The organism is Candidatus Binataceae bacterium, from assembly GCA_035500095.1.
Lineage (GTDB): Bacteria > Desulfobacterota > Binatia > Binatales > Binataceae > JAKAVN01.
In genome coordinates this window covers 1-26,600 of record DATJXN010000126.1, presented here as the reverse complement: position 1 = coordinate 26,600, position 26,600 = coordinate 1, and the positions used below count along the sequence as shown (strand labels likewise).

The window sequence follows — 26,600 nt, the reverse complement described above, 5'->3', positions numbered from 1 at the left end:
GCGCACTCTGTTGATCCATGGAGCGCGCTCGGCGTTGTACGCCGCGCGCAACAAAGAAAATCCGCGCAGTCTTTGGTTGCAGCGGCTTAAGGCCCGACGCGGCTACAACGTCGCGGCGGTAGCGTTAGCCAACAAGAACGCGCGGATCGCCTGGGCGGTGCTGCGCTTCGGTGAAGCTTACCAGCGAGCCAAGGCCCATCGCCCCGAGCGGTGCGCGACGCCATCACCGCGGCTTCAGCGCCTGTGCTCGGCGAGGCGCACTTGCGCGGTTCCTGAAGGCTTATGCTTCGTACTACAATGAGGTCCGGACGCATCTCCCTTTGGATAAAGATGCTCCGGATTTTCGACGGAGACAGAGGACCGGCCGTGTCGCAGCGATACCGTTCCTCGGCGGGCTCCATCATCAATACGTCCGGGTTTAGGGTTTTCGATAGGCACAGGCTCTGCTGGGCGGACTACACCATCACTATGTCAGGGTCTAGTTTTCGGCAGACACAGGCCAAGTCGAACGCGATTTCGCAGAGCAATCGACGCCTGCCGGGACTTGACGGGCTGCGAGGACTCGCAGTGATTCGCGTATTGGCACATCACTTTTTCGATCACGGTCCGATTCCGCTCGCTAGCTACCATTTGCCCGGGCCGGTAGTTGATTTTTGGAAGAATGCGACCTTCGGCGCCGATATGTTCTTCGTGCTGTCGGGATTCTTGGTTACCTGGTAGCTGCTGAGAGAAGAGGGTAAGACCGGCACTCTGAATATCGGCAGATTCTACACGCAACGAGCGTTGCGAATCCTACCGCCGGCGAGCTTTTGCGTCGCGATCTTCGCACTGCTTGATTCTGCAGGACTCATCCAGATAACGCGATGGGACGTCATTTCGAGCATGACGTTCATCCGGAATTACGCTCCGCGCGGAGCCTCCTTCACTACCGGCCATTTCTGGTCGCTCGCAATCGAAGAGCAGTTCTATGTTCTTTGGCCGCTGGCGCTGCTTTTGATTCGTTCTCTACGTATGCGGATGGCAATCATTTGTTCCCTGCTCCTATGTGCGCCCTTTTGGCGAGAGCTAAATTATGTGCTGGCGGGCGGAGGCATGCTCTGGAATGCGGCACGGACTGATCTTCACTGCGATCCGCTGCTGGCGGGCTGCGCGCTCGCGATAATGCGGTCGACCCCGGCCGGGCTAACGCGGCTCCGGGGCAGAATATTCCAAACGCCGCTCACGCCTCTGATCTGCGCTGTCGTAATCGCGGCTTTGCTCGGTGGGTTACTAGATCTAATGCCTTTGAAGCGGCTGCATCTCGGATTTTTGAAACTGTCGATACTGAGCGCGGCGATCGCCCTGGTGATCAACTACGTGGTCGAGCACTCCGACGATTTACTCGGCAGAATTCTGCATCATCGGTTACTAGTTGGTGTAGGTACGATTTCGTACAGTCTGTATCTGTGGCAGGAGGTGGCGTTTATCGATGCGCCCGGTGGCAATGCACGGTGGGCGCCCTTTCCGCTGGCGCTCACGGCTATGATCGCGATGACGATGGTGAGTTACTACGGCGTCGAGAGGCCGTTTAACTCATTGCGTGCACGATTTAAATTTCACTAACGAGGTACCTCGGTGATATCCCTGCGTCTGATCGATCGTCGCGGCGGTTCTTCCACAGCGCACCAGTGTACGCCGGAATGTTAACCAATATACGCTCCCGTTCATTGCCTCCGTAGTTTTGAATCATGCGTGTAAAAAAGGGGAACATTTGATGCGTCTCGAGTACTCGGTGCCGCGCCTCTTGCAACGCGGGTAGTCGTCCTTCCCATTCATCACGGCGGAGCAATTCATCGATCCTCGCGAGGGTTGCAAAATGATCGTTGGCATCAATTCGAATCAAAGAGTCGGCGGGAAAATAGTGCTCTATGTTGGGGCAACCGTCATAGAGCGGAAGTGTCCAACTTAGAAAGCAATCGGCGATCTTTTCTGTCCAGTAGTCAGGACTATTCGAGTTCTCGATCGCAATTGAATAGCGATAGCGCGCAAGTGCGTCCCATTTGTCCTCGATGTAACGGACGCCGCGTCCAAAGACCTCCACCTTGTCAGGCGCACCAGCTGTTGGCGCAGGAGAAGATTCTCGGCCTCAAGCCGCGCTCGCCGCGTGAATCGCGACCGGATAGCAAGCAGCAGCTGGGTCAGAAACGCGACCATCGACCGCTTCATTACCACACGCCCACTCGCGCGTCATCCGGGATGAGCTTTTCGGTAGGCACAGCGCCAGCCACGCAATCATCAAGCGTCAGATGCTTAGTCAATCGGGTGATTTGAACGACCCCGCGAGGGAAATCCGGATAATGCGTCTCGTCACCTGGAACTGTGGCGGCGGCTTCCATCGCAAATTCTCGGCCTTACGTGCGCTCGCGCCGGACGTGGCGATTGTGCAGGAGTGCGCCGATCTCGACACGCTCGTCCGCAAAACGCCGGGATTCGCGCCTGCCGACGCGCTGTGGAGCGGTGACAGCCCGAATCGCGGGCTCGGCGTGTTTTCGTTCGGACGCTATCGGCTGGAGCGCACCGCCCGCGACGATGCCGCAATCACCTACGCGCTTGCGGCACGAGTGTCGGGGCCGTGCACGTTCAATCTTCTCGCGCTCTGGGCGCACTACGGAAAGGCCCCTGTGAGAGTAGGCTCGCCCGGACCGGTGCTGCTCGCGCTCGCCCGGTTCGAAGATTTTCTGATCGAGCGCGCTTCTATCGTGGCGGGCGATCTGAACAATCACGTCCGATGGGACCGGCCGGGCAAGGCGAGTAACCACGCGGCGACCATGGCGGCAGGCGCGGCGCTGGGCCTGGTCAGCGCCTACCACGCTTTCTTCGCACTGGAGCAGGGCGCGGAACGCCACCATACGCTCTACTGGCGCAATCGCTCGCGCAACGGGCCGAAGTTTCATATCGATTATGTCTTCGTGCCGCGGACGGCGGCTGCCCTGTTGCAGCGAGTGGCGATTGGTACTTATGCGAAATGGATCGGAACGGGCCTGAGCGATCATGCACCGGTGATCGTGGACTTTGTTGCCGGGTTTGCCGTCCGCCGCACAGATCGGGCAAACGTGCGCACTCCGCAGCACGCGCCCATAAGCGATGCGGTGGCGTCGAGAATCCGCGCGCACTAGGATCGAACGCGTTACAGCGAGCGAATTTTACCGTAGCGAGTGGAGACCGATGGATCAGGCTGGAGTGATGGCCCCCCCGGGCCGCGTTGGCCCGGGCCGAATTCGCATCTGGATGCAGGCGAGCCGCGCATTCACGCTGGGGATGCCGTTCATGAGCGTGACCGTGGGCTCGTTCCTTGCGTTTTACGCGGGCGCGGGCTTCTCGCCGGCTAAATATCTGGCGGTCGCTGCGGCGGCGATGCTCCTGCAGGCCGCCGCCAATCTGATCAACGACTATTACGATTTCATCAAAGGCACCGACGTCAACAACTGGGAATCGCCCGACGCTTTCGGGCCGGGCCTGGTGATTCAGCAGGGTTTGCTCAGTCCACGACAGATTCATATCGCCGGCCTGGCGACTTTCGCGGCGGGATCGGCGCTCGGCCTGACGCTCGTCTATGCCTGCGGATGGCCGGTGCTGATCCTGGGGCTCATCGGCGCGCTCGGTTCGTATTTCTACACCGCCGAGCCGCTCAGTCTCGCCTATCATGGGCTCGGCGATTTTATGGTGTTCGCGCTGATGGGTCCCGGGTACGTGATGGGCGCCTATTATGTGCAGGCGCTCGAGTTTTCATGGCCCTCGGCGCTGGTCGGGATTTCGATGGGGCTGCTCTGTTCGAGCCTGTTGCAGGTCAACAACCTGCGCGACATCGAGAACGATCGCAGGCACGGAAAGTGGACGCTCGCCGCGATAATCGGCCGCAGGGCCGCGATGGTCGAACTCGTCGCGTGCGATACGCTCGCGTACGTGATCGTGCTGGCGAGCGTGCTCTGGTGGGTTCTTCCACCTCTCGCGCTCATTGCGTTCGTGACGCTGCCGCGAGCGATCGATCAGGTGCAGCTGGTTTCCGGTGAGGCCGACGCCGAGGCGCACAATCGCGCGATGGCGCGTTCGGGACAGTTGCAGTTCGAATTCGGGATCGCGCTGGTGGCCGCCTTCGTCTTGAGTCGCTTCATGGGCTGGTAGCAGCGGTCCGCGTTTCGAGGCGCAGGGCCGGCCTTTGGCGGCGGCTCACGCCGCTCCTGGACGATCCCGCTTCCGCTGTGACATTTGACACTTTCGATCTCCCGGCTTTCAGTGCGCGGCGCCGCCGGCCGCGCCTATTTGGAAGCGCCGGATGATGAACGCGAGCGGCAGGCCCATCAGTACGATGACTCCCAGCAACCGAAAGCAATCCATGAACGCGAGCATCGCCGCCTGCTGCGTCATCATGCTGGCGGCGAGTCCGTAGGCCTGATGGATAGCGTCCGGGGTGCTGGCGCCCCGAGTCACCAGGTAATGGCTCGAGGTCCTCACGAACTCGCGGACGGTGCCGTCGGCGGAAGTCAGATTACTCACCAGCACGCTCTGGTGATACTGCGTCCGGCGTTCCAGCATCGTCGTAACGAACGCGATCCCGAAGCTGCCGCCCCAGTTGCGGCAGAGATTCGTCAGGCTCGAACCCTTGTTGTTCTTGTTGCGCGGCAGATACGAGTACGCCAGCTGGCTCACCGGGACGAACATGAACGCATAGCCGAAGCCCTGGAAGCATCGCGCCATCGCGAAGTGCGTATAGTCGGTCGCGGTCGTCATCCCGCCATAGTAGAAAAACGAAAGCGCCGCGATCGTGAAGCTCGCGGCGAGAAGGCGCCGTGCGCCGATACGCGGCACGATGCGGACCACGAACGGCGCCAGAAGCGTGATCACCGCAGCGCCCGGACCCAGGACCAGGCCCGCGTCGGTCGCCGTGTAACCGAACAGCGTCTGCAGCATCTCCGGAATCAGCACCGTGCTGCCGAATAGCCCGAACGCAAACAGAAAATAGTACAGGTTGGCGATCGCAAAGTTCCGCTCGCGGAGCAGGGTCAACTCGACCACCGGATCGTCATGACGCCACTCCCACCAGATCGCGGCCGCGATCGTCACGACCGCGATCGCGAGGAAAGCCGCGATAAAGCTACTTTCCAGCCAATCGTCGCGCTCCCCGCGGTCGAGCACAACTTCCAGGCAGGCGAATCCGAGGGCTATGAGCGCGATTCCCACGTAGTCGATCCGCAGCCTGCCGCCGCGTTTCGCCGCCTTCCGTTCTTCGATGAACTCCGCCGGATCGTGAACCAGCCGGCTCGAAAGCACGAGCGACAAGAGACCGATCGGAACATTTATGAAAAACACCCAGCGCCACGAAAAGCTGTCCGTGATCCATCCGCCGAGCGGCGGTCCGATCGCCGGCGCAGTGACAATCGCCATGCTATAGAGCGCGAACGCTCCGCCGAGCTTTTCCTTGGGGAACGTGTCCACCAGGATCGCCTGTTCGACGGGCGCGAGGCCACCGCCGCCGATCCCCTGCAGCACGCGGAAGAAAATCAGCATCTTGAGGCTGGGCGCGACGCCGCAAAGCAGCGAGGTCGAAGTGAACAGCGCGACGCACATCATGTAGTAGCGCTTGCGGCCGAACACACGACTGAGCCACGCGCTCATGGGCAGGATGATCGCGTTGGCCACCAGGTAGCTTGTCAGCACCCAGGTGCTTTCGTCGTAGCTGGTTCCCAGGCCGCCCGCGATGTGCGGGAGCGATACGTTGGAGATGCTCGTGTCGAGCAGCTCCATAAACGTCGCCATCGTTACCGTAAGCGCAATTGCCCACGGGTTGTGTGTTAGCCGCGCGGCGGGCGCTTTGACCGGAGTCGCCGCGGCAGGCGCCGTGGGATGCATGGACGGACCTGCCACGGCGCGCGCTGTGCCTAGCGCAGCCATACGGTCGGCTCGACCGACATTCCGGGGTGCAGGCGATGGTCGGGGTCCTGGCCCGGCGCGAAGACTATTCGCACCGGCAGGCGCTGGACGACCTTAACGTAGTTGCCGGTCGCGTTTTCGGCGGGCAGCAGGCTGAAACGGTCGCCGCTCGCACCCGGGAGGTTCTTTACATAGCCCCGGTAGTTGCGTCCGAAGGTGTCGATGTGGATGGTGACTCGTTGACCGCGATGCATGCGCGCGAGTTGGGTCTCCTTGAAGTTCGCGGTGACCCATATCTCGTCGGTTTCGGTCACGAACATCAGGGTCTGCCCGGGTTCTATCCGCGAGCCGAGTTCGACGCTCCGTTTGCCGACGATGCCGTTGGCCGGTGCGTAGATTTTGGTGTAGCTGAGATTGAGCAGCGCCTGGTCGAGCGCGGCGCGGGCCGCGTCGACGTCCGCCTCGCGCCCGGCGATCGTTTTGAGCGCAGACCCCGCCGCTTCGCGCCCAGAATCGAGCTTGGCCGCGTCAACCCGGGCCGTGGCGATGTACTGATCGTATTCGTTCTGCGCCACCACCCGCTGGTCGAGCAGGACGGCGAACCGTTGCGCGTCGCGTTGCGCCTTGAAATTCGCCGCATCATTCTCGCGCACGTGCGCAAGCGCCGCCGCGTAGTCCTGTTTCGCGGAAGCGGCCTGCGCCAGCGCGAGTTCCAGCCGTGCCCGGGCCTGCGCCACGGCGACTTCATAGTCGCGCGGATCGATCTCGACCAGCAGTTCGCCCGCGTTCGCGCGGTCGTCATCCTCGGCGTGAACCCGGATGACGGTGCCGTTGATCCGTGAGCTCAGGGGATCGATATGGCCGTCGATCTGCGCGTCGTCGGTGGATTCGTACGACTGCAGGTAGTTCCACGCCCAGGGCGCGATCGCGCCGAATGCCGCGAGCGCCGCGGCCGCGAGCGCGAGCCGCCAGCCGATGCGCCGCAGCCGCGGACCGCCGCGGCCCGCGGCGCCGCCCCGCTTGGCGGGAGCAGCGGGCAACTCGACGTGCCGGTAACGTTCGCCGCCGTCCGGTCTGAGGGCCTCGAGCTGCGGAGTTTCCGAATCGGGTCGCAAGTCCATTTCCGCGGCACCCACATCGTCTCGCAAATCGCGATTTGTTTGGCCATCCGCGAATCGCGCGCTGGTTTGTTCTTCGGTGAAAATGTCCATTTTGAAATAGTAGCCAATTGCATATACAAGCAGTGTGCCAGCAAAAAGGCTTTCAGCCGCGGAGCTTGCGCAGCACCGCCTTCAGATCGGCGATGCTTGCGGGCCCCAGACGACGGCTCACATCTTCCTGGGCCTTTTGCCAGGCTGGATAGCCTCTGCGAATCAGCCCGATTCCCTTCTCGGTCACCCTGATCAGGTGGCTTCGCCGATCCTCGCCCTCTTCGCGCCGAAACCAGCCCTTTGCGCACATCCGCTCGACGTTGCGGCTGACCGTCGATTCGTCCATTTCGAGGATCTTCGCCAGCTCCGCGGGCCGGGCCTGCTCGCGGTTGGCGACCGCGACCAGCAGGTTGAACTGGCTGGCCTTGAGGCCAAGGTCTGCCAGCGCGTCGTCATAAATCGACGTGACGATCCGGTTCAGCATCCGGACCCGAAAGCCGATACATTCGCGGCCGATCCGCTGGATAGCCTGCTTCATAGACCAATGTATATGCATCTATAGTCGCAGCGTCAATCGCGTTGACCGGGACCTTCTGCTCACGGACGCGTGCGCCGTTAAGCGGCGGTGAGCCACGCCGAAAGCGCGGGCTCGAATTTGCCCAGGTACGGGGCGAGGTCGGGAGCGAACGCCGGATGCGCGCGCAGGCGCGCGAAGTGCGCGAAGGCCCGCGGATATTGCACGCCGATTCCGCTCTGCAGGACCGGCGCGAGCCCGTGTTTTTCCAACGCGGCGCCGTTATGGATTTCGTTGAAGAAGAGGCTCAACTCCGCGGCAAAACAGATGTCGGCCAGGGTAACGTTTGCGCCGACCAGATACGCCCGATCGGGTGAGAGCGCCCGGTCGATTCCGGCCGCGTACGCCGCAAAGCCGTCGCGCGCCCGTGCGTGGCTCTCGGCCGCGACCGATCCGTTTATCAGCGCCGGCAGATAGTGCTGCGCGTCGCGCGCGAAGACGAGGCTCGTATCGAGGAAACTGTCCACTCGGGCGGCTTCGTAGGGGCTGCGCCCGTAGAGCGGAAACCTGTCCTCGCCGAGCCGCGCAACAGCGCGCATGATACTGTTCGATTCGAAGATGCCTACCTTGCCGTCCGGGCTGAAAGCAGCCGGTACGGTGCCGAACGGATGTGCCTCCATAAACGCGCCGGTCTTGTGCAGCGCGCTCTTGAAGCCGATCTTGCCCGCCGCTCCTTCGCCAAGCCGGGCCCGCTCGCTGTCGGAGAGCGGCCGCGCGTCGAAATCCCAGAGCCACGTCTGCAGCTCCTTGGGCGCGGCGCCGCGCACCTCGACTTCGACATCGCAAAGCCGCGCGGCGATGGTCGCCTTCCAGATGCGCGGATTGGGCAGGTAGGAAAAAAAATCCTAAGCTGACTCACCATCTTGTCTCCATACCTCGCGGCAACTTCGCTCATGCGGCGCCGACGATTGGCAGCCGGTTACCAGGTCTCGCCGAAGGGCCTCACCTCTACGTTGAAGGACCAGGCGCTGCGATCCTGATGCACCACGTGCCATATTTCGTCCGCGATCGCCGCGGGCTTGATGAAGAACGTATCGGGAGCGTCGGGCGATCGCTTGCGCGTCCATTCGAGATCGATGACCGCGTCGATGAGAACGTAGGCGACGTGCACACCTTTCGGCCCGACCTCGCGCGCGATCGCCTCGGCAAGAATCCGCTGCGCCGCCTTGGTCGGCGCGAAGCCGGCAAACCCGGCCTTGCCGCGCAGCGCCGCGGTGTTGCCGGTCGCGACGATCGTGCCTTCGCCGGCGGCGATCATCGCGGGCGCGAGGCGGCGCGCGAGATACAAGAGCGCCATCGTGTTGACCCGGAAGTTTCGATTGAGCACTTCGGGATCGATCTGCATGAAGTTGCCGAAAGCGCCGCCGACGGCGTTGTGGATCAGCACGTTTGGCGTCCCCAACCCTGCGCGGACTGCGTCGAGCGCGGCGTCGAGTTGGGTTTCGTCAGCAACGTCGCACGGATAGGCGCGCGCGCCGGCGATCTCCCGCTCGAGCGCATTTAGCCGCTCGCGGTTGCGCGCGAGCATCGCGACCGCATAGCCGCCGCGCGCGAAGCGCCGCGCGATCGCCGCGCCGGTTCCGGGACCCACTCCGGTTACGACTGCCACAGGCCTGGGATCGGGCACTATAGTCTCCTCCATGGTCGGCGTTTGAAACTATCGCACGGACGCATCGGACGGCGGGTTGCTGACGGTCCGCTCGCGCTCGAGGCGCGCGACCTCGGCTTCTCCGTATCCCAGCTCGCGGAGGATCGCGGCGTTGTCCGCGCCTAGCCGCGGCGCCATCGCGCGCACGCCGGCCGGAGTCCGATCGAAGCGCGCCGCCGGCCGCGGCATCCGCACCTTTCCGAACGCCTCGCTCTGGAACTCCTCCAGGATGCGGTTGTCGCGCACCTGCTGATCCTGAAGCAGGTCAAAGCGGCCGAGCACCGGGGCGGACGGGACGTCGTTGCCGAGCAGGCGCGGCAGGATTTCGTGCGCGGTCCATTTTTCCAGCTCGGCCGACACGATCTCTCGCCGCTCGACGGCATGGATGGAGCGGTCGCGCGCCGACCTGAAGCGCGGATCGCCGATCAGATCCTCGCGGTTGAGCGCGCGGCACATGCCGGCCCATTCGTCGTCGGAAAGCGCCGCCGCGGTGAGATATCTGTCCTGCGCCGCGAACACCAGGTCGGGGCCCTGGTCGGCCTCGGAGGGGTCGATCTCGTTGCCGACGAAAGTCAGCGTCGCCATCGCCTCGGGCCACAGATAGGCAATCATCGCGTCGAGCATCGCGATTCGCACGTGCTGACCTAGTCCGGACTGCGCGCGGGCGAAGAGCGCGGCGCCGATCGCTTGGGCGGTGGTCAGCGCCGTGGTGTAGTCGGCGATAATCGTGCGCACCATCCGCGGACGGCCGGTGTCACGATCGCGCTGGATTTCCGCGAGACCAGAGAGCGCCTGGATCACCGGATCGTAGGCGCGCTGTCCCGCGTACGGACCGTTCTCGCCAAAGCCGCTGATCGACACGTACACGATGTTCCCCCGGATTTCGCGCACCGCACTTTCTCCAAGCCCCACGCGCTCGGCTGTTCCGGGGCGAAAATTGTGCACCAGTACGTCGGCGGTGGCGATCAGTTTTTTGACGATATTGAGACCTTCGGCAGTCTTGAGATCGATCGCCAGCGAGCGCTTGTTGCGGTTGCAGCAGAGAAAGGAGGCCGACGATCCGTTACGGCCCTGGCCGAGATAGCGCATGAGATCGCCGCGCGGCGGCTCGACCTTGATCACTTCGGCGCCCTGGTCAGCCAGCATCATGGTCGCGACGGGACCTGCGACCATCGACGTGAAGTCGAGCACGCGAACACCTTCGAAGGGACCTGGCATTTCGTTTGACCTCCGGCAGCCGCGTCCGCGTTATTGCGCGGCAAAGTTGCGCGCGCGCGCCGCTTGATAGGCGGGGCGGGCGGCGACGCGATGGCTATAGCGCGAGAACGTGTCGGAAACGGAGATGCTGCACGACGCGGCCCAATCGAGGCACGTCATCAGGAGTATGTCCGCGATGCTCAGGCGCTCACCGAACAGGTATGCACCGCCGTCGTTGACGCGCGCGGCCATCGCCTCGAGATTGTGCTCAAAGTACTGCCTTGCCGATTCGACCGCGGCCGGCGCTTCACCATACGTGCTTTTCAATGCGTCGTGGCGGCGCATAATATACAACCCGGCCGCGTCGAGCTCGGTCGCGATGAAATAGCACCATTCGCTGAGCGCGGCGCGCTCCCGGGCGTCCCGCGGAACATAAAGCCGCGCCGAATCGGCAAAGGTCTCATTGAGATACTGGATGATCGCGGCGCTCTCGGTCAAAACAAAGTATCCGTGGCGAAGCACCGGAATCTTGTGCCGCGGATTGATTCGCAGGAATTCCGCTGTGAGGGTCTCGCCGCTGCGCGCCCCGATCGGATGGGAATCGTACTCGAGTCCGAGCTCGAGCAGCATCCAGTGCGCGCGCATCGTGCGCGACGTACCCGCTCCCCACAAAGTCAAATCGTGCGCCATCAGCGGTTTCCGGCTCCTGGGTTAGAACTTCTCCGTATAGGGTCTGACCTCGAGTTCGTGGCTCCAGACGCTGCGATCCTGATGCGCCAGGTACCAGAACGCGTCCGCGATCGCCGACGGTTTAAGGAAATCCTCATCCCCGGCTTGGGGCCGCATTTGCCGGAGCAAAGGCATGTCGATGCCGCCGTCGACATTGACGTACGCGACGTGCACGCCCTGCGGATGGAGGTCGCGGGCCATCACCTGGCAAAGTCCGCGGAGCGCGAATTTCGCCGGGGCGAACGCCGCCGAATTGGGCCACGGCCGCACGCCCGCGGTCGCGCCGGTGAAGAGCATCGCACCGCTTTTGCGCGAGAGCATTGCGGGCGCGACCTGGCGCGACCACAGGAACGCGCCAAAAGTATGCAGCCGCCAGGTCTGTTCGAAGACCTCGGGCGATGTCTCGAGCAGCCGGCCCATCGGGCGGCGGCCGCCGTTGTAAATCAGGATTTCGACCGGACCAAGCTCGCGGGTCACCCGATCGTACGCGGCGGCCGCTTGCGCCTCGACCGTGGCGTCGGCGCAGAGCGGCAGCGCGACGCCACCGGCGGACCTGATTTCGGCCGCGATCGGCTCGATCACGTTGGGGCTTCGCGCCACGAGCGCGACCTTGTAACCGGCGGCGAAGCGGCGGGCGAGGGCCGCGCCGAGGCCCTCACCGACTCCGATCACCACGCATACCTTGTTCGAGGGTTCGTTCATGATCGTTGGTCGGCCGGAGCGTCGCTTGACGGTCCGGTTTAGCTCTCCCTGGTTCAGGCTGCGCCCCGTAACAAGCGGAGCGGTCTAGATGACAAGGCTCGTCGGCCTATTGATGACGTTCGTCACGTTTGAGATATTAATGGCGCTCGTAATTAAAGATGTCAAGCGCCATCGCGATGGCGAAGGAAGTCCGATGCGGGTGTCGAAAGAAAAAGCCGCGCGCAACCGCGATCAAATCCTGACTTCGGCTGCGCGCCTCTTCCGCGAAAACGGTATCGACGCGACCGGCGTCGATTCGATCACCAAGGCCGCCGGCCTCACCCACGGCGGGCTCTACAGCCACTTCGGCTCCAAGCAGGCGATCGTCGCCGAGGCGGTGCGCTTCGCGCTCGCGCGCTCTCGGCGCCGGTGGTCGCGAACGGCCGAAGGCAAGGCGCACGATGAAGCGTTTGCCGATATCGCCGGCTATTACCTTTCGCGCGAGCATCGCGACGCGCATGGCGACGGATGCCTGGTCGCGGCGCTCAGCTGCGAAATCGGTCGGCAGCCGCCGGCCGTCCGCCGGGTGTTCACGGAAGAGCTGAAGCAGGTGTTAGGATTCCTGAGCGGGCTGATGCCGGAGGAGATTTCGGCGCGGCGCTACGAGGATGCGATCGCTGCGTTTGCCTGCATGGTGGGCGCCGTGGTCCTTGCGCGGGCCGTCAACGACGAGGCTCTCTCGCGGCGGATCCTGAAGACCGCAGAGAAGCGGCTAGGCAAAGTGGCGACGGGTCGCCGGCCTGTAAGGCGCCGTGCGTCGGCGCCCAGGGGTCGCGCGAATGCCTGATGGCGCGCGGAGATCGAATCGATCGCAACCGGCCGCACAACTGCCGCGAGGCCGGCGATCAGTAACCTCATGGAGGATTGTCCTTGGAACAGCGCAAAGCGACGGCCGCGGTGATCGGCGCGGGAGATTACATCGGCGGCGCGATCGCGAAGAAGTTCGCGGCGGAAGGGTTCATCCTCTTCGCCGGCAGGCGCAATGGCGAAAAACTCGCGCCGCTCGTCGCGGAGGTCGAGGCCGCGGGCGGACGAATCGTCGGGCGCTCGCTGGATGCGCGCAAGGAAGATGAGGTCGCCGCGTTCCTGCGCGACGCGGACCAGTGCGCGCCGCTCGAAGTCTGCATCTTCAACGTTGGGGCCAACGTCAACTTCCCAATCCTGGAGACGACCGAACGCGTCTTTCGCAAGGTTTGGGAAATGGCCTGCTACGCAGGATTTGTCGCCGGCCGCGAGGCGGCCCGCTTGATGCTGCCGCATGGGTGCGGATGTCTCTTTTTCACCGGCGCCACGGCGAGCGTGCGCGGCGGGGCCGGATACGCCGCCTTTGCCAGCGCGAAATTCGGGCTGCGCGCGGTTGCTCAAAGCATCGCGCGCGAACTCGGGCCGAAAAACATCCACGTCGCCCATCTCATAATCGATGCGGGAGTGGATACGGCCTGGGTACGCGATCGAATCAGGGAGAAGCAAGGTGAAGATGCGCTGAACGAGCTTGCACCCGGGCGGCTGATGCGGCCGGCTGCAGTGGCGGAGGCGTATTGGCAACTCTACCGGCAGCCGCCAGACGCGTGGACATTCGAGCAAGAGATCCGCCCCTTCGGCGAGAAATGGTGAGGCGGCGCAAGTACGCGTCGTCCGGCGGACGCTTGCGGGCGGGCCTTGGACGCGCGGATTACGGCGCCTGCTGCTGCAGACGCGAGAGCGCATCGCGCATCGGAGCTTCCGAGATCTGGATCAATCCTTCGAATGGCCGGTCCAGCTCGAGGATCAGGAAAATCGCGCCGGCGACCGAGAGCGAGCAGACGAGAAGGACCGAGACCACGGTGGTGTTTGAAGGAGCGAAGAGCCCGAAGGTCAGAAAGATCATCGTGAACCAGAAAATCATGACGATCAGAAACGGCATCGGGATCGAGCCGCCGGTCTGCTCCAGCAGCAATGCGCGCGTGCGGCCCAGTTCCGCGCCGAGTTCCATCGCCTGGGAGTGGAGCGCGCGCTGGGTTTCGTTGACCGGCGTGAGCTGCTGGATCTTCTCGTAGAAATTGTTTGCGCCGGCTTTTACCGCCGCGGTGTCTAGGCTCTCGGGCCGGTAATTGTTCGACCCGGTCTCCACGCCAAACCCGCGCGCAATTACGTCGCGGAGCATCGCACGCGCTTCCCTGGTCTCGGGTCCGTAGTGAGCCAGCACGCGATCGAGCTGAATGAAATCGGCGGACATCTGTATCACTTCGCCGTTCTGCGTATCGTGCGAACCCTTGGCCGAGGCGATGAGCAGGGCCAGGACCAGCGCCGACATGGTCGCGATCAGTCCCATTCCAAGCTTCACCACATCTTTGGAATCCGCGCTCAGGTGATGCTCGGGCACGACCGATCGGAGGACCATCCCGAGCATCGCCGCGCCGAAAACGCATCCGAACACGATCCAGCTGATGACCATCGGATTCACAGTTCATCTTCTCCGTTAGGACGGACTTTTCGTCCGCTGCGAGAGCGGTTCACTTATATCGTAGAGAGTGTGCAATGTTTAGATGTGGTTTGCAGGCGGGCGCTCGGTAGCATTACGCGTTGTGACGTGATTTGATGAGCCATCATCGATCGCCGGCTGCAGCGAAGGCGGCCCGGTTGAGCCCACCAGATGCGAGCGCTAAAGCCGATACTCCCGATGCTTTGCGCAACCGGACTGCTAATCGGAGCGGCGGTTGCGGCCCGGTCATTCGCGGGCGAAAGCGCAGAGATTACGTCAGAGCCGGCCGCGCAGGCGAGCACAATCGAAACGCAGCAACCGCTGACTGCTCCGCCGCCCGGCGATGAGCCCCCAACCTATCAAATGGATCAGACCAACCCAAATCAGGTGGAGCCGCCGGGGATGCAAGAATATCTCGGCGAGAGCGAGCAGATTTCGCTTTACGGGATAGACCTTCGGATAGAGCATCGCAAGGCGGAAAAGGATATCCAGGGGCTGCTGGTGGTCGATATCGCGCCGGGAAGTCCCGGGGCGTTTGCCGGGCTACATCCCTACCGGCAGCCCACGCGAGACATTCTGCAGGGCGTGGGTATGCTCGCGGCGATGGCATTTCCGCCGGCGGCAGTGATAGTGCCGATCATGCAAACCGTTCCGCTTAACGAAGCCTACGACTTGATAATCGGAGTTGACGGTTCGCGCGTGACCAACTTCATGGACTTTTACTACTGCATGCGCGAAGTCCAGCCCGGCGAAGTTGTCTATTTGAACCTGCTGCGCAATGGACATCGCGTGCAGGTGCCAATGCGCATAACCAGCACCCTTCCGCCTCCGCAAGCGTGGGTGCGCTGAGCCGGCTTGTGATGCGTCGGCGCCTCCGGGCACGGCCAGGCGCGTCAATGCTCGGCCGCGGCGCTCACCGGAGCAACGTCGCCTTCGGATACCCAGTCGACCAGTAGCGTGTACGCAACGGCAAGCACGACGGGGCCGATGAACAGGCCGATGACGCCGAAGGCGATGAGCCCGCCGATCACTCCGGCAAAGATCAGGAGCAGCGGAAGATCGGCGCCCCGCCGGATCAGCATCGGGCGCAGAACGTTGTCGAAGGTCACGCAGAAAATCCCCCATACGAGCAGCCCGCTGCCCCACAGCACGCCGCTTTGGTAGTAGACCAGAACGATCGCGCCGATGAGCACCGGCGCGGGGCCGATCTGCGCGACCGAAAGCAGGAACATCACCAGCGTCAGTAGCGCGGGAAATGGCACGCCGGACACGAGCAGTCCTAAACCGGCGAGGATCGACTGAAGAACGGCGGTGACCACGACGCCCATCGCGACACCTCTGACTGCCTGCGCGGCAAGATGTGCCGCTTTCTCGCCAGACGGCCCCGCGAGCCGGTGGGCAAAAATTAACGTGCCGCGAGCGGCGGTCTCGCCGTTGGCGTAAAGAATCGCCGCGATCATCGTGGTGAGCAGGAACTGCAGCACGAGCATCCCAAGACTACCCACCCGGCTCAGGAACCATAGTGTGGCCGTACGCGCGAAGGGCGCGAGATGCGCCGAGATTTCCGAAGGACTCGCGGCCGCGATTTGACGCCAGCGCGCAGCGATCTTTCCGCCAATGAGCGGAAGGCTTCCAATCCATGCGGGCGGCTGCGACCGGATGAGATTCGCCAGCGACTTGGACCATTCTGCGATTTGCCCGACATTTCCCGAGATCGCCGTAATCGCAAAGTAGAGCGGCACGATCAGGATAAGGAGCAACAGAATCGTCATCAGCGCAACGGCGGGAGCGCGTCTGCCGCCAAGCCATGATTGCGCGTGCAACAGGAGCGGCCAGGTGGCAATTGCCACGGTGGCAGCCCAGACCAGCGCGACCAGAAATGGCCATATGATCCAGAGGCTCGCAGCGATCAATGCCCCAAGTGCAAGCAGTTGAAGAGTGGTACGAGCAAGGTCGGACGGTCGGTCGGGCTCCATCAGCTGATTCCTCCCCATTATGCCTTGGATGGCAACGGACGCCCGTTTCGGCGTCATTTTGGCCGCAACCTTAGCGGAAGATGTGTCGCGAGTCTGCCCACGCGGTCTGGCGGCCGATTATGCTTTGGCACGGCTTATGCGGTTCCGCAGGCTTTGGGGGAGTCTGGTTATGTACGAAGCGGAGTACAGGTCGAAGTTGATGACGCCCGAGGCTGCCGTGCGGCTCGTCCCGGCGCGCGGCACGCTGTCGATGGGGATGGCGATTAGCGAACCTCCAGCGTTGCTGCAGGCGTTGGAGGCGCGGATAAGGGCAGAGGAGATCGAAAACCTGCGAGTCTACTATTCGCATTCGGCGCCGGCGGCGATGATGACGATTCTGAAGTACGAATACATGAACGTCATCAAGCCCCATCCCTTCTTTCCCACGGTGATTGAGAGAGAACTGGCGCGCCGGGGGTTCGAGGAGAACCGCCGGGTCTTGTTCTATATGCCCGGCAATTTCAGCAGCATGCCGCGGATCCTGGCCGAGATCGGGATCGACGCCTTCATGGTGATGGTCGCGCCGATGGACAAGGGCGGATTTTTCAGTTGCGGCACGAACGGCGATTACACGATCCCGACCGCGCGCATCGCGAAACGGCTCATCCTCGAAGTAAATCCGCGGATGCCGCGCGTCTTTGGCGATTCGTCGCTGCACATCTCTGAGGCAACCGCGATAGTCGAGCACGAAAGCCCGCTCACCGAACTGCCGGCTCGCCCGGTGAACGATCTGGATCGCGCGATCGGCAAATACATCGTCGACCTCGTGCCCGACCGCGCGACCCTGCAGATAGGCGTGGGCGGAGTGCCGAACGCCGTGTGCAGCGCTCTGGTGAATCACAAGGATCTCGGCGTGCATACCGAGTTGATGACGGCGTCGGTTGCCGCCCTCATCCAGTCGGGCGCGGTCTCCAACAAGTACAAGAACATCAACAGGTTCAAGAACGTTTATACGCTGGCGGCCGGCGACGCCGGGCTCTACGAGTTCCTCCACGACAATTCGAGCATGGAAGTGTATCCGGTCGATTACGTGAACGATCCCTACATCATCGGCCGCAACGATCGCGTGGTGTCGATCAATGCGTTTCTGCAGGTGAGCCTGGACGGCGAGGTCAATTCGGAAACCGTGAACGGCAAGCAATACAGCGCTCCGGGCGGGCAACTGGATTTCGTGCGGGGCGCGCAGCTTTCGCGCGAGGGCAAGTCGATTCTCGCCGCCTATTCGACCGCCGCGGCCAACAAGGTCTCACGTATCGTCCCGCAGATCGAAGGACCGGCCACCGATCCGCGCGCCGACACTCAATACATCGTCACCGAATACGGCGTCGCCGACATGCGCGGTAAATCCAGCCCTGAAAGGGCCGAAGCGCTGATAGCGATCGCGCACCCGGATTTCAGGGACGCGCTGCGTCAGCGGGCTAGGGAGTTGGGCTACTTGTAAACGACTCGGAACCGGAAGCCGCCGGCGGCCGCTTCGCAAAGCCACGGCAGATCCTCTGCGTCACAGATTGCGGGCGCTTCTATGCCTCGATTGGAAACACCCTGAACGCTCCGAGATGTCTCCATCGGAACCAAACGCCTTGCGGACAAGGGATTTTTGCCGGGCCGCTCATCCCCTTCAGCACATTTGGTGGCTCGATGATTGCTCTCTTGATCTGGCAATGGAACAGGAGGACCGAACCATGAGAGAACTGCGGCCATTTTCCGATCTCGAGCGTTGGGCGCGGCGATTGGAGACGCGCTTTCCGCACCTGTTCGAGGATGCTGAGTCGGAAGAGCTGGAATACAAGCTTCCGGTGGAGAGTTATGTCAAGGACGGAAGTGTGGTGGTTCGCGCCGACGTGCCGGGGATTGAGCCCAAGGACATAGACGTGAACATGCTCGGCAACGTCCTCACGATCAAGGCCAGGCGCGAGGAAAAGCAGGAGGTCAAAAAGGAAGACTACTTTCGGCGCGAAATTTCGTACGGCGAATTCGAACGGCGCACGATCCTGCCGGAGGGAGCGCAGGCCGACAAGGCCAGGGCCACGTTCAAAAACGGCGTGGTCGAAGTCACGATACCGCTGCTCGACGAAGGAATGGTCAAGAAGGTCCCGGTCGAAACCGCGCGGTAGGTCGCCAATCCTGCTTATCGGGCCATGGCGCACATGAACTTAAGAGGCGGAACATGCAAACCGATCTGCAAATCACAGCACGAAATTTCACCCTCAACGAAGCCATCGAAGCCGAGACTAGAACGAAAGTCGCAAAGCTCGAGCGCCTTTATGACCGCATCAGGAGTTGTAAGGTCGTCGTGGAAGGCCGCATTGCCGCACGAATTTGACAAGGTTCGCTCTCGAAACAATCTTAGGGAACAGGGGAGGACAAAGTCTCTTGCGCAAGAAGCCGACGGAGAAGGCTAAGGCAAAGCCGCTTTTGAAGGCGTCCGGCCAGAAGCTTCCGAAACTGAAGAACAAGGAGTTCGAAAGCCACCTGGCAAAGCTGGAGGCGGAACTCGTCAAGCTGCAGTTCTGGGTAAAGAGCAAAGGTCTCAAGGTTGTCGTCGTGTTCGAGGGGCGCGACGCGGCCGGAAAGGGCGGGGTGATCAAGCGTATCGTGGAACGCGTCAGTCCCCGGGTGTTCCGCGTCGTGGCATTGCCGGCGCCGACCGAGCGCGAGAAGTCGCAGATGTACGTGCAGCGCTACATTCCGCATATGCCGGCGGCCGGAGAGGTCGTGATCTTCGATCGCAGTTGGTATAACCGCGCAGGCGTCGAGCGCGTTATGGGATTCTGCACCGAGCCGGAAGCCGCGCGATTCCTTGAGCTATGCCCGGTGTGGGAACGAGCGATGGTCGAGTCAGGTATTATTCTGATCAAATACTGGTTCGAGGTCACCCAGGAGGAGCAGACGCGCCGATTTCTCAGCCGAATCAAAGACGGGCGCAAGATATGGAAGCTGAGCCCGATGGATCTCGAATCGCATCGGCGCTGGTATGACTATTCACGGGCGCGGGACGATATGCTCGTGGCCACGGACACTCCGTTCGCTCCATGGTATATCGTTAATGCTGACGACAAGCGGCGCGCGCGGCTCAATTGTATTTCACACTTGCTGAGCCTGATTCCTTATAAAGCGATCAAGCAGGAGCCGACCAAACTTCCCAAGCGGCAAAAGCCACATGGATACGTGGAGCCGCGAAACCGCCGCTACAACGTTGTGCCCGAAACCTATTGAGAGCCGCCTGCTGAGAGAGGCCTGATGGCAAACGACGGATCTCATGCAACAAAGACCCGCGCTAGTCGGCGGCGCTGATTTTGGTGATTTTCGATCCCTCGATGCCGATGCCAGCCATCAGGCCCTTCTGATCGAAAACGAAGGCGTAGACATCCGAGCGCAGATTCGTCGTCGTCAGCGACCGCGCCATGCCCTGGTCCACGACGACGATGCTCGGCCCGGTGCCGATGGCCCAGCCTCCGCTCTTGTCGAGGTACGCGAGCGCCGAATCGGTCATGAAAAAGAGCGCGTAGCCGAACTTCTTCACTCCGGCCTGGAATCCGTAAGACGCCGCCGCCGTCCTGTAGTAGCCGGCGGTTTTCTTGTCCTTCCGAAGTGCGCCATAGCCCCATTGCGCGCCGACGACGAAGGCCCCTTTCTTTATGTCGGGGAAAACGAGTATCGCCTTCGCCTTCGCTCCAAGCGCTCTGGCGGCCGCGTTCTGCGCGTAAAGGTTGTTCAGCGCGGCCGACACGCTCTGATCGATCTGGGACGCTGTGGGCGCCAGGGGAGGCGCCGCAAAAGCCCTGCCGCAGGGTATCGGCGCCAGCGCGATTTGCACCAGCAGTGCGGCAGCGAGCCATTTCGAGTTCATAACACGGCCTCCTGGGAAGCAAATGGGACGATACTAGTGACTATGCAATCGGCGTTCCATCCATCGGGCGTGGTTCCGGTCTCGGTAAAGTTCTACTTTCCCGTGGGAAAGAGAAGCGTAAGCTGTACGCGGACAATCCATTGAGGATTGCCCGCGGGACGCTCTACGAGATAGTACGAACCGGCCTGCATGCTCATCGCTTGAGAGCCGAAGGTGAATGCCTTGCCGGCGTCTGCGCCGACCGGAAGCGTCCACGCGTCGGCGGTGTCGGCCGTCCAATCCATGGTGATCGAGGGATTCGAATCGATATACCATCCGCTCTCGAAATTGTAGCTCAGTTCGGGTTCGATAAAGGTCTGGTTGACGCTACCGCGATCGCGATTGCCCGCGAAAGACATGAGCTGGTATGCGAGGACGCCGTTGAACCAGGGCCCGTTGGAGTAGATCACGGCGCTGGTTGGACCGGCCGACCATCCGCCGGTGCCCAGTTCCGTCGCGGTCGCGGTAGGAAACTGGAATATCGGGCCAATACCCCAGAGCCACTCGTGCGCGTTGTGGGGGGTCAGGAAGAATGAAGTTTGCACGTCCTGGAGCCCGTACTGCTCGTGCGGACTCGGCAGGTAAGTCACGGTCAGATTTGGCTGGGTGATGAGATCCCACTGGCTGTTCAGGCGCAATGGGATCAACGGCTCGATGTTAAAGCTCTCCGCGGCGTTGTGATGCGGGCCGATGCTGAATCCGGTCGTCGCTTGAAACGGCACCTTGATCGAGTCTTCAAATGGATTGTGCGTGCTCTTGGCCAGGTCCTGGGCCGCGACGGTGCTCGCCGACGGCTCGGCGGTAGGCGTTGCCTGCTGGGCATGCACCTTGGCGGCGGGCATCGCCGCGAGCATTAACCCTGCAAGCGCGAGCACGATATGCGGTGGCTTTCCAGGAGAGGCGTGCACTTTCTACCGACGGCAGGCGCCGTTACTCCTCCCGCAGAACGGACCTTTCGCTACTTTGTTTCAGCGGCGCTCACGCGTCCGCCTGTCCATTGCGCCGCGAAAGCAGGTACAGTCCGCCGGTTCTGAAGAATTGATGGCGGCAAATGGCGTCGCGACCGCGAGTACAACGATCACAATCGCTGGAACTTCGAGTGATGGAAAACTTCAACCCGATCTCGCGCAAGACGCGTCGAGCGACCTACGCATCCTGCATGCTTTCCGACGGTGCCGCCGCAAAGGTTCGGGTGGCCGCGCGAATTTCCGAGACCCACGAATAGATATACATTCCGAGTGCCATCGCGGCGACGAAGATCGCGACGGCGGGCGCCCCCGAAGCGAGCGACGTCAGTGCGGGTCCGGGGCAGAAGCCGCTGAGGCCCCATCCCATGCCGAAAACCGCCGCACCCAGAACAAGCTTCGCATCGATGTCGCTTCGTTTAGGGAGAGAAAAGTCCGGCGCCAGCAATGGCGACGGCATCGTCCTGCTGAAGCGGTAGGCAACGAAGTAAACCGCGATCGCTCCCACGATCACAAACGCCAGACTGGCATCCCAGGCGCCGAAAAAATCCAGGAAGCCGATGACCTTTACCGGACGGGTCATCCCCGAGATTCCCAGGCCCAGTGCGAAGACCACTCCCGAGATGAATGAGGTCACAAGGCTCTTCATAGAGAACCTCCCGCCAGATGGTTCAACAGGTAAACCGTCAGGGCTCCGGTGAAGATGAATGTCGCGGTCGCGACGAGCGAGCGCGGCGAGAGCCGACTTACGCCGCACACTCCATGTCCGCTGGTGCATCCGCTGCCCAACCGGGTGCCGAATCCGACGGCCAGCCCCGCGATTGCGAGCAGCGGGAGCGGGCGAATGAGGCCGAAGTCGAAGGCGCCGGGCAGCAATTTTCCAAGCAGCAGCCCGCCGGCGAACAGACCGGCGAGGAAGCAGGCGCGCCAGACCCAGTCGCCCTTGACGGGCTTCAGCACGCCGGCGAGGATTCCGCTGATGCCGGCGATCTTGCCGTCAAGCAACAGCATCGCCGACGCACTAAGCCCTATCAGCACGCCGCCGAAGAAGGATGCGAACGGAGTGAAGTTGTGCATCGGCAGGTTCTCCTTGCCAGGCCTGGGATGGTCACCGAACGCATCGTAGCTTAGTCCCGTTCCGCGCGTGGCGCGAGGAAAAAAAAGCAGACCGCCGATACTGTCTTATTCTGGTTGGCTGATTCAGGCGCGCGGATTCAGGCCGGTCGATTCAGGCAGCCCGATTCATGACGAACGACCGAGGCGAGCGTCCCTTGACCCTTGCTTCCCGATCGCCGCGCCGGTTCAGGTGCCGGTTCCGCTCAGGCTGACGACGTAAGGCGCGTTGGACGCGTTGTCATTGACCGACAATCAGATGAAATGCGGCAGGCCCGTATGGGCGGTAAGCCCGCCGTCGACGATGAGCGCCGCGCCGGTGATAAAGGAGGCCTCGTCGGAGGCGAGGAAGGTCACCGCGCTCGCAATCTCCTCGGGTTCGCCAATTCGCCCGACGGGATTGTTGCCGAGTTTGCGCCTGAAGCCCTCTACATCGCTGCCGCCCAGCACCTGCGATACGCGGGTGTTGATCGCGCCGGGACAGACGCAGTTAATGCGAATTCCATACTGCGCATTTTCCAATGCCGCGCCGCGTGCGAGATTGATAACGCCGGCCTTGGCCGCGTTGTAGGCGGACATTCCGTAGTCGCCCGCCGTGCCCGAGATCGAAGCGGTGTTGACGATCGATCCGCCGCCCTGTTTGCGCATGATCGGGAGGCTGTACTTGATGCCGAGGAACGCGCTGGTCAGCGTGACGGCGAGCGTCCGGTTCCAGGTCTCGAGCGCCATCGTCTCGAGCGCCTCGACCGTGCCCAGCCCGGCATTGTTGAACATCACGTCGAGCCGGCCCCAGTTATCCAGCGCAAGACGGATCGCCGCCTGCACGCCTTCCGGATCGGAGGCGTCCATCTTGAGCCATCGCGTATTGCCGCCCGCCTGCGTGATCTCATTTGCCACCGCTGAGGCGCGCGTCCCGCTGAGATCCGCGATCACGACCGAGGCCCCCTCGCGCGCGAAGCGGCGCGCGGTTGCCGCGCCGATACCCGATCCGGCGGCCGTCACGACCGCGACTTTGCCTTCCAGTTTGCCCTTCATGGTTCTTTCTCCCGGCGTTCAATATCGATAAAAACTGCAACTATATGTCAGGCCATCGATGGCGGTCCACCATCGCGGGCATATCGGGAGGACCAAGGAGAAGCGATGAAATACGCAATAGTTACGGGCGGTGCCCGCGGACTCGGATTGGGAATCGTGCGAGCGCTGCTCGCCGGTCAAGTCGTGGATCGCGTCGCAGTTATCGATCGAGCTCTCGCGCCGGCGGCCGCGGATATCGCGGACCGGGTCGAGGGATTCAACGGGGACGTGACCGACGAGGCACAAATCCACGCGACGGTGGAAGCGATCACGGCGAAGTTTGGCCCGCATCCGGACGTGCTGTGCAACAATGCGGGCGGTGGGGAGTCGGGATGGTTCGAGAGCGGGCAGGACGCCGAATGGCATAGCGTCGAGATCTGGCGGCGCTACGTCGAGCTTAACCTGAACTCGGTTTACATCGTTTCCAGGGAAGTCGTGCCGCGGATGGTTGCGGGCGGCGCGGTGTGCAATACCTCGTCGATCGCGGGGATGCTCGCGACGCCGGTCCTTGCCGCGTATGCTGCGGCCAAGGCCGCGGTCATCTCGTACACGCGCACGCTGGCGCTGCAGATGGGGCCCAAGGGAATCCGCGTCAACGCGGTGGCCCCGGGCCTCATCTACACGAAGATCTGGGAAGAGCTGGGCGCGGCACTCGGGGGCGGCGCCGAGCGCGCCCGCGATACGTTCGACATGACGGTGCGAATACTGACGCCGCTTGGGCGGGAACAGACGCCCGAGGATATCGGCAATACGGTCGCGTTTCTCTGCTCCGAGCGGGCCGCGAATATCACTGGCCAGGTGGTGGCGGTCGACGGCGGAATCGTGCTAGGGCGCCCGCCGCTACGCGGCTAGCGCGCCCGGCTCAGTCGATTCGGTGTCAATGGGGTTGAGTCCACTGCGAATCGCCCAGGTTCCATCCGCCACCGAGCGCCTTGTATAGATTGACGACGACAAGAAGCTGATCCCGTTGGGTCTGCGCCAGGGCATCCTCGGCGGGGAACAGTAATTGTTCCGCTTCAAGCACTTCGAAGTAGCTGGCCCGCCCGGCCGTGTAGCGCAGGAGCGACAGGTCCACGGCCTCGCGAAGAGCCGTTACCTGACCCTCCAGCGCGGCGCGTTGATCGACGAGCGTTGACTGCGCGATGAGCGCGTCGGACACTTCCCGGAACGCCACGATGACGGTTTGTTTGTATTGCGCGATAGTCCCTTCCCAAAGAGCCTGCTGAGCATAATAGCTCTCGATTATCTGACCGCCCTGGAAGATGGGACCCACCAGGCCGCCGGCGATGTTCCAGATGCTGAAGCTGTTGTCCAACAGGTGATTCATGTTCGGGCTTTGCGCGCCATAGAGCGCGGAGAGTCCGATGCGGGGGAAGAAATTCGCCACCGCAACGCCGATTTCGGCGTTCGCGCCAATCACAGTCTGTTCCGCCTGTAGAACATCGGGGCGCCGTTGCATGAGATCGGTGGTTGCCCCGAGCGGGGTCCCCGGTGCGGATTGCTGCGTAAGTTGAGTTCCCCTGGCGATCTCTTCGGGGAATGCTCCCAGAAGGATGCTGAGCGCGTTTTCCTGCTGCACGATCGCGCGCTGCAGCGCCGCTATGTTCGCGAGGCTCGCGTCATAGGCGGCCTGCGCACGAGCGACGGGAAGTTTGCTGTCCTTGCCGAACTGAAAGCGCTGGGTGAAGAGGTCGAGCGTTTTTCTGTACGTAGCGGCGCTGTCCTCGGCGATTGCCATTTCGCGATCAAGCTCGAGCAGGCTGAAGTAGCCAGATGCAACGTCGCTCACCAGCGTCAGCATCACGCCGCGGCGCACATACTCCTGGGCGAACAGATTCGCGCGGGCGGCCTCTGTGGATCGGCGAATCCGGGCCCCATACGTCCAACTCCCAGGCGAGATTGAGCAGGCCTCCAAACGCATTGTAGGTGAGGTTTCCTCCCGCCTGCTCCAGAGGTATGAAAGTTTTCTCGCGGCCTGCGAATGCCTGGTATCCGATCTGCGGGTACAGTTGCGAGGCCGCCACGCCCACGAGTGCGCGCGCCTGCTCGACGCGGTTCGCGGCCAGCTGAAGGTCGTAGTTATGCTCGAGCGCCGTAACAATCAGGTTCTGAAGCGCTCGATCGTTGAATACCTGCCACCACGGCAAATCCGCGAGCGAATTTGCTTCCGACGGGCCGACCTGCGAGCGGTACTGCTCAACCGGGCGCACTTGCGGCCGCTTGTAGTCCGGCCCTACCTCGAGCCCCCAGAGCTTGCCCCATATGCCTTGGGGCTCGGCGGTGGGCGAGCATCCCGCTATGCAAAGCGCCAGCAGCAAAAAGGCGAGGCATCTCGTGACGATCAAGGTTGTCGAACCGCGCGCACTCATTCGCCGTCCTCTACTGAATTGCCGCGAGCATCTTTCTGAAGCGCGAAAGCGTAAAGAAAGTGTAAGCGGATCCGATCACCAGCATCTTCGCCAGATCCGGCCAGACCATGCTCGGGGCCGCGTTCCTGAACAGCACCGCTTGGGAAAAACTGACGAAGTGCGTCGAGGGTACGAATTGCATAACGCGCTGCAGCATTATCGGCATGCTCTCGAGCGGCGTCTGACCGCCTGACAGCAAATTCATTATGATGAATACCGGAAACGCCAATAGTCCGAACTGCGGCATCGAACGGACTATCGTCGCGAGCATTATTCCCAGCGCAGTTACGGAGAACAGGTACACAACCAGTCCTCCGGCGAAAAGCCATATCGAACCGGCAACGGGGACGCCCAGCGCTCCTTTCGCGATGAAAAACAGCGAACCCATCGCCGCCACGACCACGACCAGGCCGTTCGCCCAGATCTTGGCAAACATCAGTTCGTACGGTTGCAGCGGCATGACGAGCAGATGCTCGATCGTTCCGCGCTCCCGCTCGCGCAGAACGGCGGCCCCGGTGAGGAAGATCGCCAGCACGGAGATGTTGTTGATGATCTGATTAATCGCGTCGAACCATCCCTGCTTCATGTTCGGGTTGAAGCGCGCACGCGAATTGAAACGCACAAGCTCTCGATATTTGGCCTGCCTTCCGCCCTGCTGGTAGGGTTCGACCGTGCTGTTGATGATCTTCTCCAGGTATCCCGGGCCTCTGCCGGCCTGATTCATCGCG

29 protein-coding genes and 2 pseudogenes are annotated in these 26,600 nt (G+C 62.4%); 12 read left to right on the top strand and 19 right to left on the bottom strand.

Annotated elements, in window-relative coordinates; translation table 11 throughout:
* Together VMI09_13245 and VMI09_13240 are read left to right on the top strand one after the other, a co-directional pair.
* Positions 1 to 163, top strand: a pseudogene (locus tag VMI09_13245) (IS110 family transposase).
* 119 nt (positions 164 to 282) lie between these two features.
* Positions 283 to 1,602: pseudogene (locus VMI09_13240) on the top strand (acyltransferase).
* On the opposite strand, the gene VMI09_13235 reads toward VMI09_13240, so the two are convergent.
* On the bottom strand, positions 1,589 to 2,080 hold the full coding sequence (locus VMI09_13235) for a glycosyltransferase family 10 (protein HTQ25652.1): 492 nt from the start codon (positions 2,078 to 2,080) through the stop codon (positions 1,589 to 1,591). The pseudogene VMI09_13240 and the gene VMI09_13235 overlap by 14 nt on opposite strands.
* A 256-nt stretch (positions 2,081 to 2,336) precedes the next feature.
* On the opposite strand from VMI09_13235, the gene VMI09_13230 reads away from it, so the two are divergent.
* Both VMI09_13230 and menA read left to right on the top strand, forming a co-directional pair.
* Entirely contained in the window at positions 2,337 to 3,155 is an 819-nt protein-coding gene (locus VMI09_13230; protein ID HTQ25651.1) for an endonuclease/exonuclease/phosphatase family protein, read from the top strand.
* 49 nt (positions 3,156 to 3,204) lie between these two features.
* Positions 3,205 to 4,161, top strand: coding sequence for a 1,4-dihydroxy-2-naphthoate octaprenyltransferase (menA, locus tag VMI09_13225; protein HTQ25650.1), 957 nt, complete (start codon positions 3,205 to 3,207; stop codon positions 4,159 to 4,161).
* Positions 4,162 to 4,269: 108 nt separating this feature from the next.
* Here the strand turns inward: menA and VMI09_13220 are convergent, their stop codons facing one another.
* The 8 genes from VMI09_13220 to VMI09_13185 form a co-directional block, all read right to left on the bottom strand.
* Complete coding sequence (locus VMI09_13220; protein ID HTQ25649.1) at positions 4,270 to 5,901, bottom strand: DHA2 family efflux MFS transporter permease subunit; 1,632 nt, start codon at positions 5,899 to 5,901, stop codon at positions 4,270 to 4,272.
* Between the two features lie 14 nt (positions 5,902 to 5,915).
* Positions 5,916 to 7,028 (bottom strand): HlyD family secretion protein, encoded by a 1,113-nt coding sequence (locus tag VMI09_13215; protein ID HTQ25648.1) that lies wholly within the window; start codon positions 7,026 to 7,028, stop codon positions 5,916 to 5,918.
* A 142-nt stretch (positions 7,029 to 7,170) separates the two neighbouring features.
* Positions 7,171 to 7,596, bottom strand: coding sequence for a MarR family winged helix-turn-helix transcriptional regulator (locus VMI09_13210; GenBank protein ID HTQ25647.1), 426 nt, complete (start codon positions 7,594 to 7,596; stop codon positions 7,171 to 7,173).
* Between the two features lie 77 nt (positions 7,597 to 7,673).
* Positions 7,674 to 8,399: a glutathione S-transferase family protein gene (locus tag VMI09_13205; GenBank protein HTQ25646.1), complete on the bottom strand. Its 726-nt coding sequence runs from the start codon at positions 8,397 to 8,399 to the stop codon at positions 7,674 to 7,676.
* 152 nt (positions 8,400 to 8,551) lie between these two features.
* Positions 8,552 to 9,259, bottom strand: coding sequence for an SDR family NAD(P)-dependent oxidoreductase (locus tag VMI09_13200; GenBank protein ID HTQ25645.1), 708 nt, complete (start codon positions 9,257 to 9,259; stop codon positions 8,552 to 8,554).
* A gap of 30 nt (positions 9,260 to 9,289) precedes the next feature.
* Positions 9,290 to 10,498, bottom strand: coding sequence for a CoA transferase (locus tag VMI09_13195; protein HTQ25644.1), 1,209 nt, complete (start codon positions 10,496 to 10,498; stop codon positions 9,290 to 9,292).
* 30 nt (positions 10,499 to 10,528) lie between these two features.
* The gene (locus tag VMI09_13190) at positions 10,529 to 11,167 is read right to left on the bottom strand and encodes a glutathione S-transferase family protein (GenBank protein ID HTQ25643.1); all 639 of its coding nucleotides are present in this window, start codon (positions 11,165 to 11,167) and stop codon (positions 10,529 to 10,531) included.
* Positions 11,168 to 11,188: 21 nt separating this feature from the next.
* The gene (locus tag VMI09_13185; protein ID HTQ25642.1) at positions 11,189 to 11,908 is read right to left on the bottom strand and encodes an SDR family NAD(P)-dependent oxidoreductase; all 720 of its coding nucleotides are present in this window, start codon (positions 11,906 to 11,908) and stop codon (positions 11,189 to 11,191) included.
* 139 nt (positions 11,909 to 12,047) lie between these two features.
* Between VMI09_13185 and VMI09_13180 the strand changes: the two genes are divergently transcribed.
* Both VMI09_13180 and VMI09_13175 read left to right on the top strand, forming a co-directional pair.
* On the top strand, positions 12,048 to 12,734 hold the full coding sequence (locus VMI09_13180; protein ID HTQ25641.1) for a TetR/AcrR family transcriptional regulator: 687 nt from the start codon (positions 12,048 to 12,050) through the stop codon (positions 12,732 to 12,734).
* A gap of 83 nt (positions 12,735 to 12,817) precedes the next feature.
* Complete coding sequence (locus VMI09_13175) at positions 12,818 to 13,561, top strand: SDR family NAD(P)-dependent oxidoreductase (GenBank protein HTQ25640.1); 744 nt, start codon at positions 12,818 to 12,820, stop codon at positions 13,559 to 13,561.
* Between the two features lie 58 nt (positions 13,562 to 13,619).
* Here the strand turns inward: VMI09_13175 and VMI09_13170 are convergent, their stop codons facing one another.
* Positions 13,620 to 14,390 carry a hypothetical protein gene (locus VMI09_13170; GenBank protein HTQ25639.1) on the bottom strand — a complete coding sequence of 257 codons (771 nt, stop codon included), beginning with the start codon at positions 14,388 to 14,390 and terminating at the stop codon, positions 13,620 to 13,622.
* Between the two features lie 420 nt (positions 14,391 to 14,810).
* On the opposite strand from VMI09_13170, the gene VMI09_13165 reads away from it, so the two are divergent.
* Positions 14,811 to 15,257, top strand: coding sequence for a PDZ domain-containing protein (locus VMI09_13165; GenBank protein ID HTQ25638.1), 447 nt, complete (start codon positions 14,811 to 14,813; stop codon positions 15,255 to 15,257).
* Between the two features lie 44 nt (positions 15,258 to 15,301).
* On the opposite strand, the gene ydiK is transcribed toward VMI09_13165, so the two are convergent.
* Positions 15,302 to 16,384, bottom strand: a complete 1,083-nt coding sequence (ydiK, locus tag VMI09_13160; GenBank protein ID HTQ25637.1) for an AI-2E family transporter YdiK — start codon at positions 16,382 to 16,384, stop codon at positions 15,302 to 15,304.
* Positions 16,385 to 16,553: 169 nt separating this feature from the next.
* On the opposite strand from ydiK, the gene VMI09_13155 reads away from it, so the two are divergent.
* From VMI09_13155 to ppk2, 4 genes are all read left to right on the top strand, one after another.
* Positions 16,554 to 17,864, top strand: a complete 1,311-nt coding sequence (locus VMI09_13155; protein HTQ25636.1) for an acetyl-CoA hydrolase/transferase C-terminal domain-containing protein — start codon at positions 16,554 to 16,556, stop codon at positions 17,862 to 17,864.
* Positions 17,865 to 18,105: 241 nt separating this feature from the next.
* Positions 18,106 to 18,537 (top strand): Hsp20/alpha crystallin family protein, encoded by a 432-nt coding sequence (locus tag VMI09_13150; protein ID HTQ25635.1) that lies wholly within the window; start codon positions 18,106 to 18,108, stop codon positions 18,535 to 18,537.
* A gap of 53 nt (positions 18,538 to 18,590) precedes the next feature.
* Positions 18,591 to 18,746 (top strand): HPF/RaiA family ribosome-associated protein, encoded by a 156-nt coding sequence (locus VMI09_13145; protein ID HTQ25634.1) that lies wholly within the window; start codon positions 18,591 to 18,593, stop codon positions 18,744 to 18,746.
* Positions 18,743 to 19,639, top strand: coding sequence for a polyphosphate kinase 2 (ppk2, locus tag VMI09_13140; GenBank protein HTQ25633.1), 897 nt, complete (start codon positions 18,743 to 18,745; stop codon positions 19,637 to 19,639). Before VMI09_13145 ends, ppk2 begins: the two co-directional genes overlap by 4 nt.
* Before the next feature lie 61 nt (positions 19,640 to 19,700).
* Here the strand turns inward: ppk2 and VMI09_13135 are convergent, their stop codons facing one another.
* The 5 genes from VMI09_13135 to VMI09_13115 all read right to left on the bottom strand — a co-directional run bounded on the left by VMI09_13135 (position 19,701) and on the right by VMI09_13115 (position 23,425).
* Complete coding sequence (locus VMI09_13135; protein ID HTQ25632.1) at positions 19,701 to 20,240, bottom strand: YSC84-related protein; 540 nt, start codon at positions 20,238 to 20,240, stop codon at positions 19,701 to 19,703.
* Between the two features lie 125 nt (positions 20,241 to 20,365).
* Positions 20,366 to 21,187, bottom strand: a complete 822-nt coding sequence (locus VMI09_13130) for a hypothetical protein (GenBank protein ID HTQ25631.1) — start codon at positions 21,185 to 21,187, stop codon at positions 20,366 to 20,368.
* Positions 21,188 to 21,458: 271 nt separating this feature from the next.
* A complete protein-coding gene (locus tag VMI09_13125; GenBank protein ID HTQ25630.1) occupies positions 21,459 to 21,926 on the bottom strand; it encodes a DUF6691 family protein in 468 nt (155 codons plus the stop codon).
* Positions 21,923 to 22,354 (bottom strand): YeeE/YedE thiosulfate transporter family protein, encoded by a 432-nt coding sequence (locus VMI09_13120; GenBank protein HTQ25629.1) that lies wholly within the window; start codon positions 22,352 to 22,354, stop codon positions 21,923 to 21,925. Before VMI09_13120 ends, VMI09_13125 begins: the two co-directional genes overlap by 4 nt.
* Before the next feature lie 291 nt (positions 22,355 to 22,645).
* The gene (locus VMI09_13115; protein ID HTQ25628.1) at positions 22,646 to 23,425 is read right to left on the bottom strand and encodes an SDR family NAD(P)-dependent oxidoreductase; all 780 of its coding nucleotides are present in this window, start codon (positions 23,423 to 23,425) and stop codon (positions 22,646 to 22,648) included.
* 105 nt (positions 23,426 to 23,530) lie between these two features.
* Here VMI09_13115 and VMI09_13110 point away from each other — a divergent pair, with 105 nt between their 5' ends.
* The gene (locus VMI09_13110) at positions 23,531 to 24,316 is read left to right on the top strand and encodes an SDR family oxidoreductase (GenBank protein ID HTQ25627.1); all 786 of its coding nucleotides are present in this window, start codon (positions 23,531 to 23,533) and stop codon (positions 24,314 to 24,316) included.
* A gap of 25 nt (positions 24,317 to 24,341) precedes the next feature.
* Here the strand turns inward: VMI09_13110 and VMI09_13105 are convergent, their stop codons facing one another.
* From VMI09_13105 to VMI09_13095, 3 genes are all read right to left on the bottom strand, one after another.
* Positions 24,342 to 25,280 (bottom strand): efflux transporter outer membrane subunit, encoded by a 939-nt coding sequence (locus tag VMI09_13105; protein HTQ25626.1) that lies wholly within the window; start codon positions 25,278 to 25,280, stop codon positions 24,342 to 24,344.
* Positions 25,210 to 25,833 carry a TolC family protein gene (locus VMI09_13100; GenBank protein HTQ25625.1) on the bottom strand — a complete coding sequence of 208 codons (624 nt, stop codon included), beginning with the start codon at positions 25,831 to 25,833 and terminating at the stop codon, positions 25,210 to 25,212. Before VMI09_13100 ends, VMI09_13105 begins: the two co-directional genes overlap by 71 nt.
* Positions 25,834 to 25,843: 10 nt before the next feature.
* The coding region (locus tag VMI09_13095; GenBank protein HTQ25624.1) for an ABC transporter permease at positions 25,844 to 26,600 on the bottom strand (757 nt) is incomplete at its 5' end.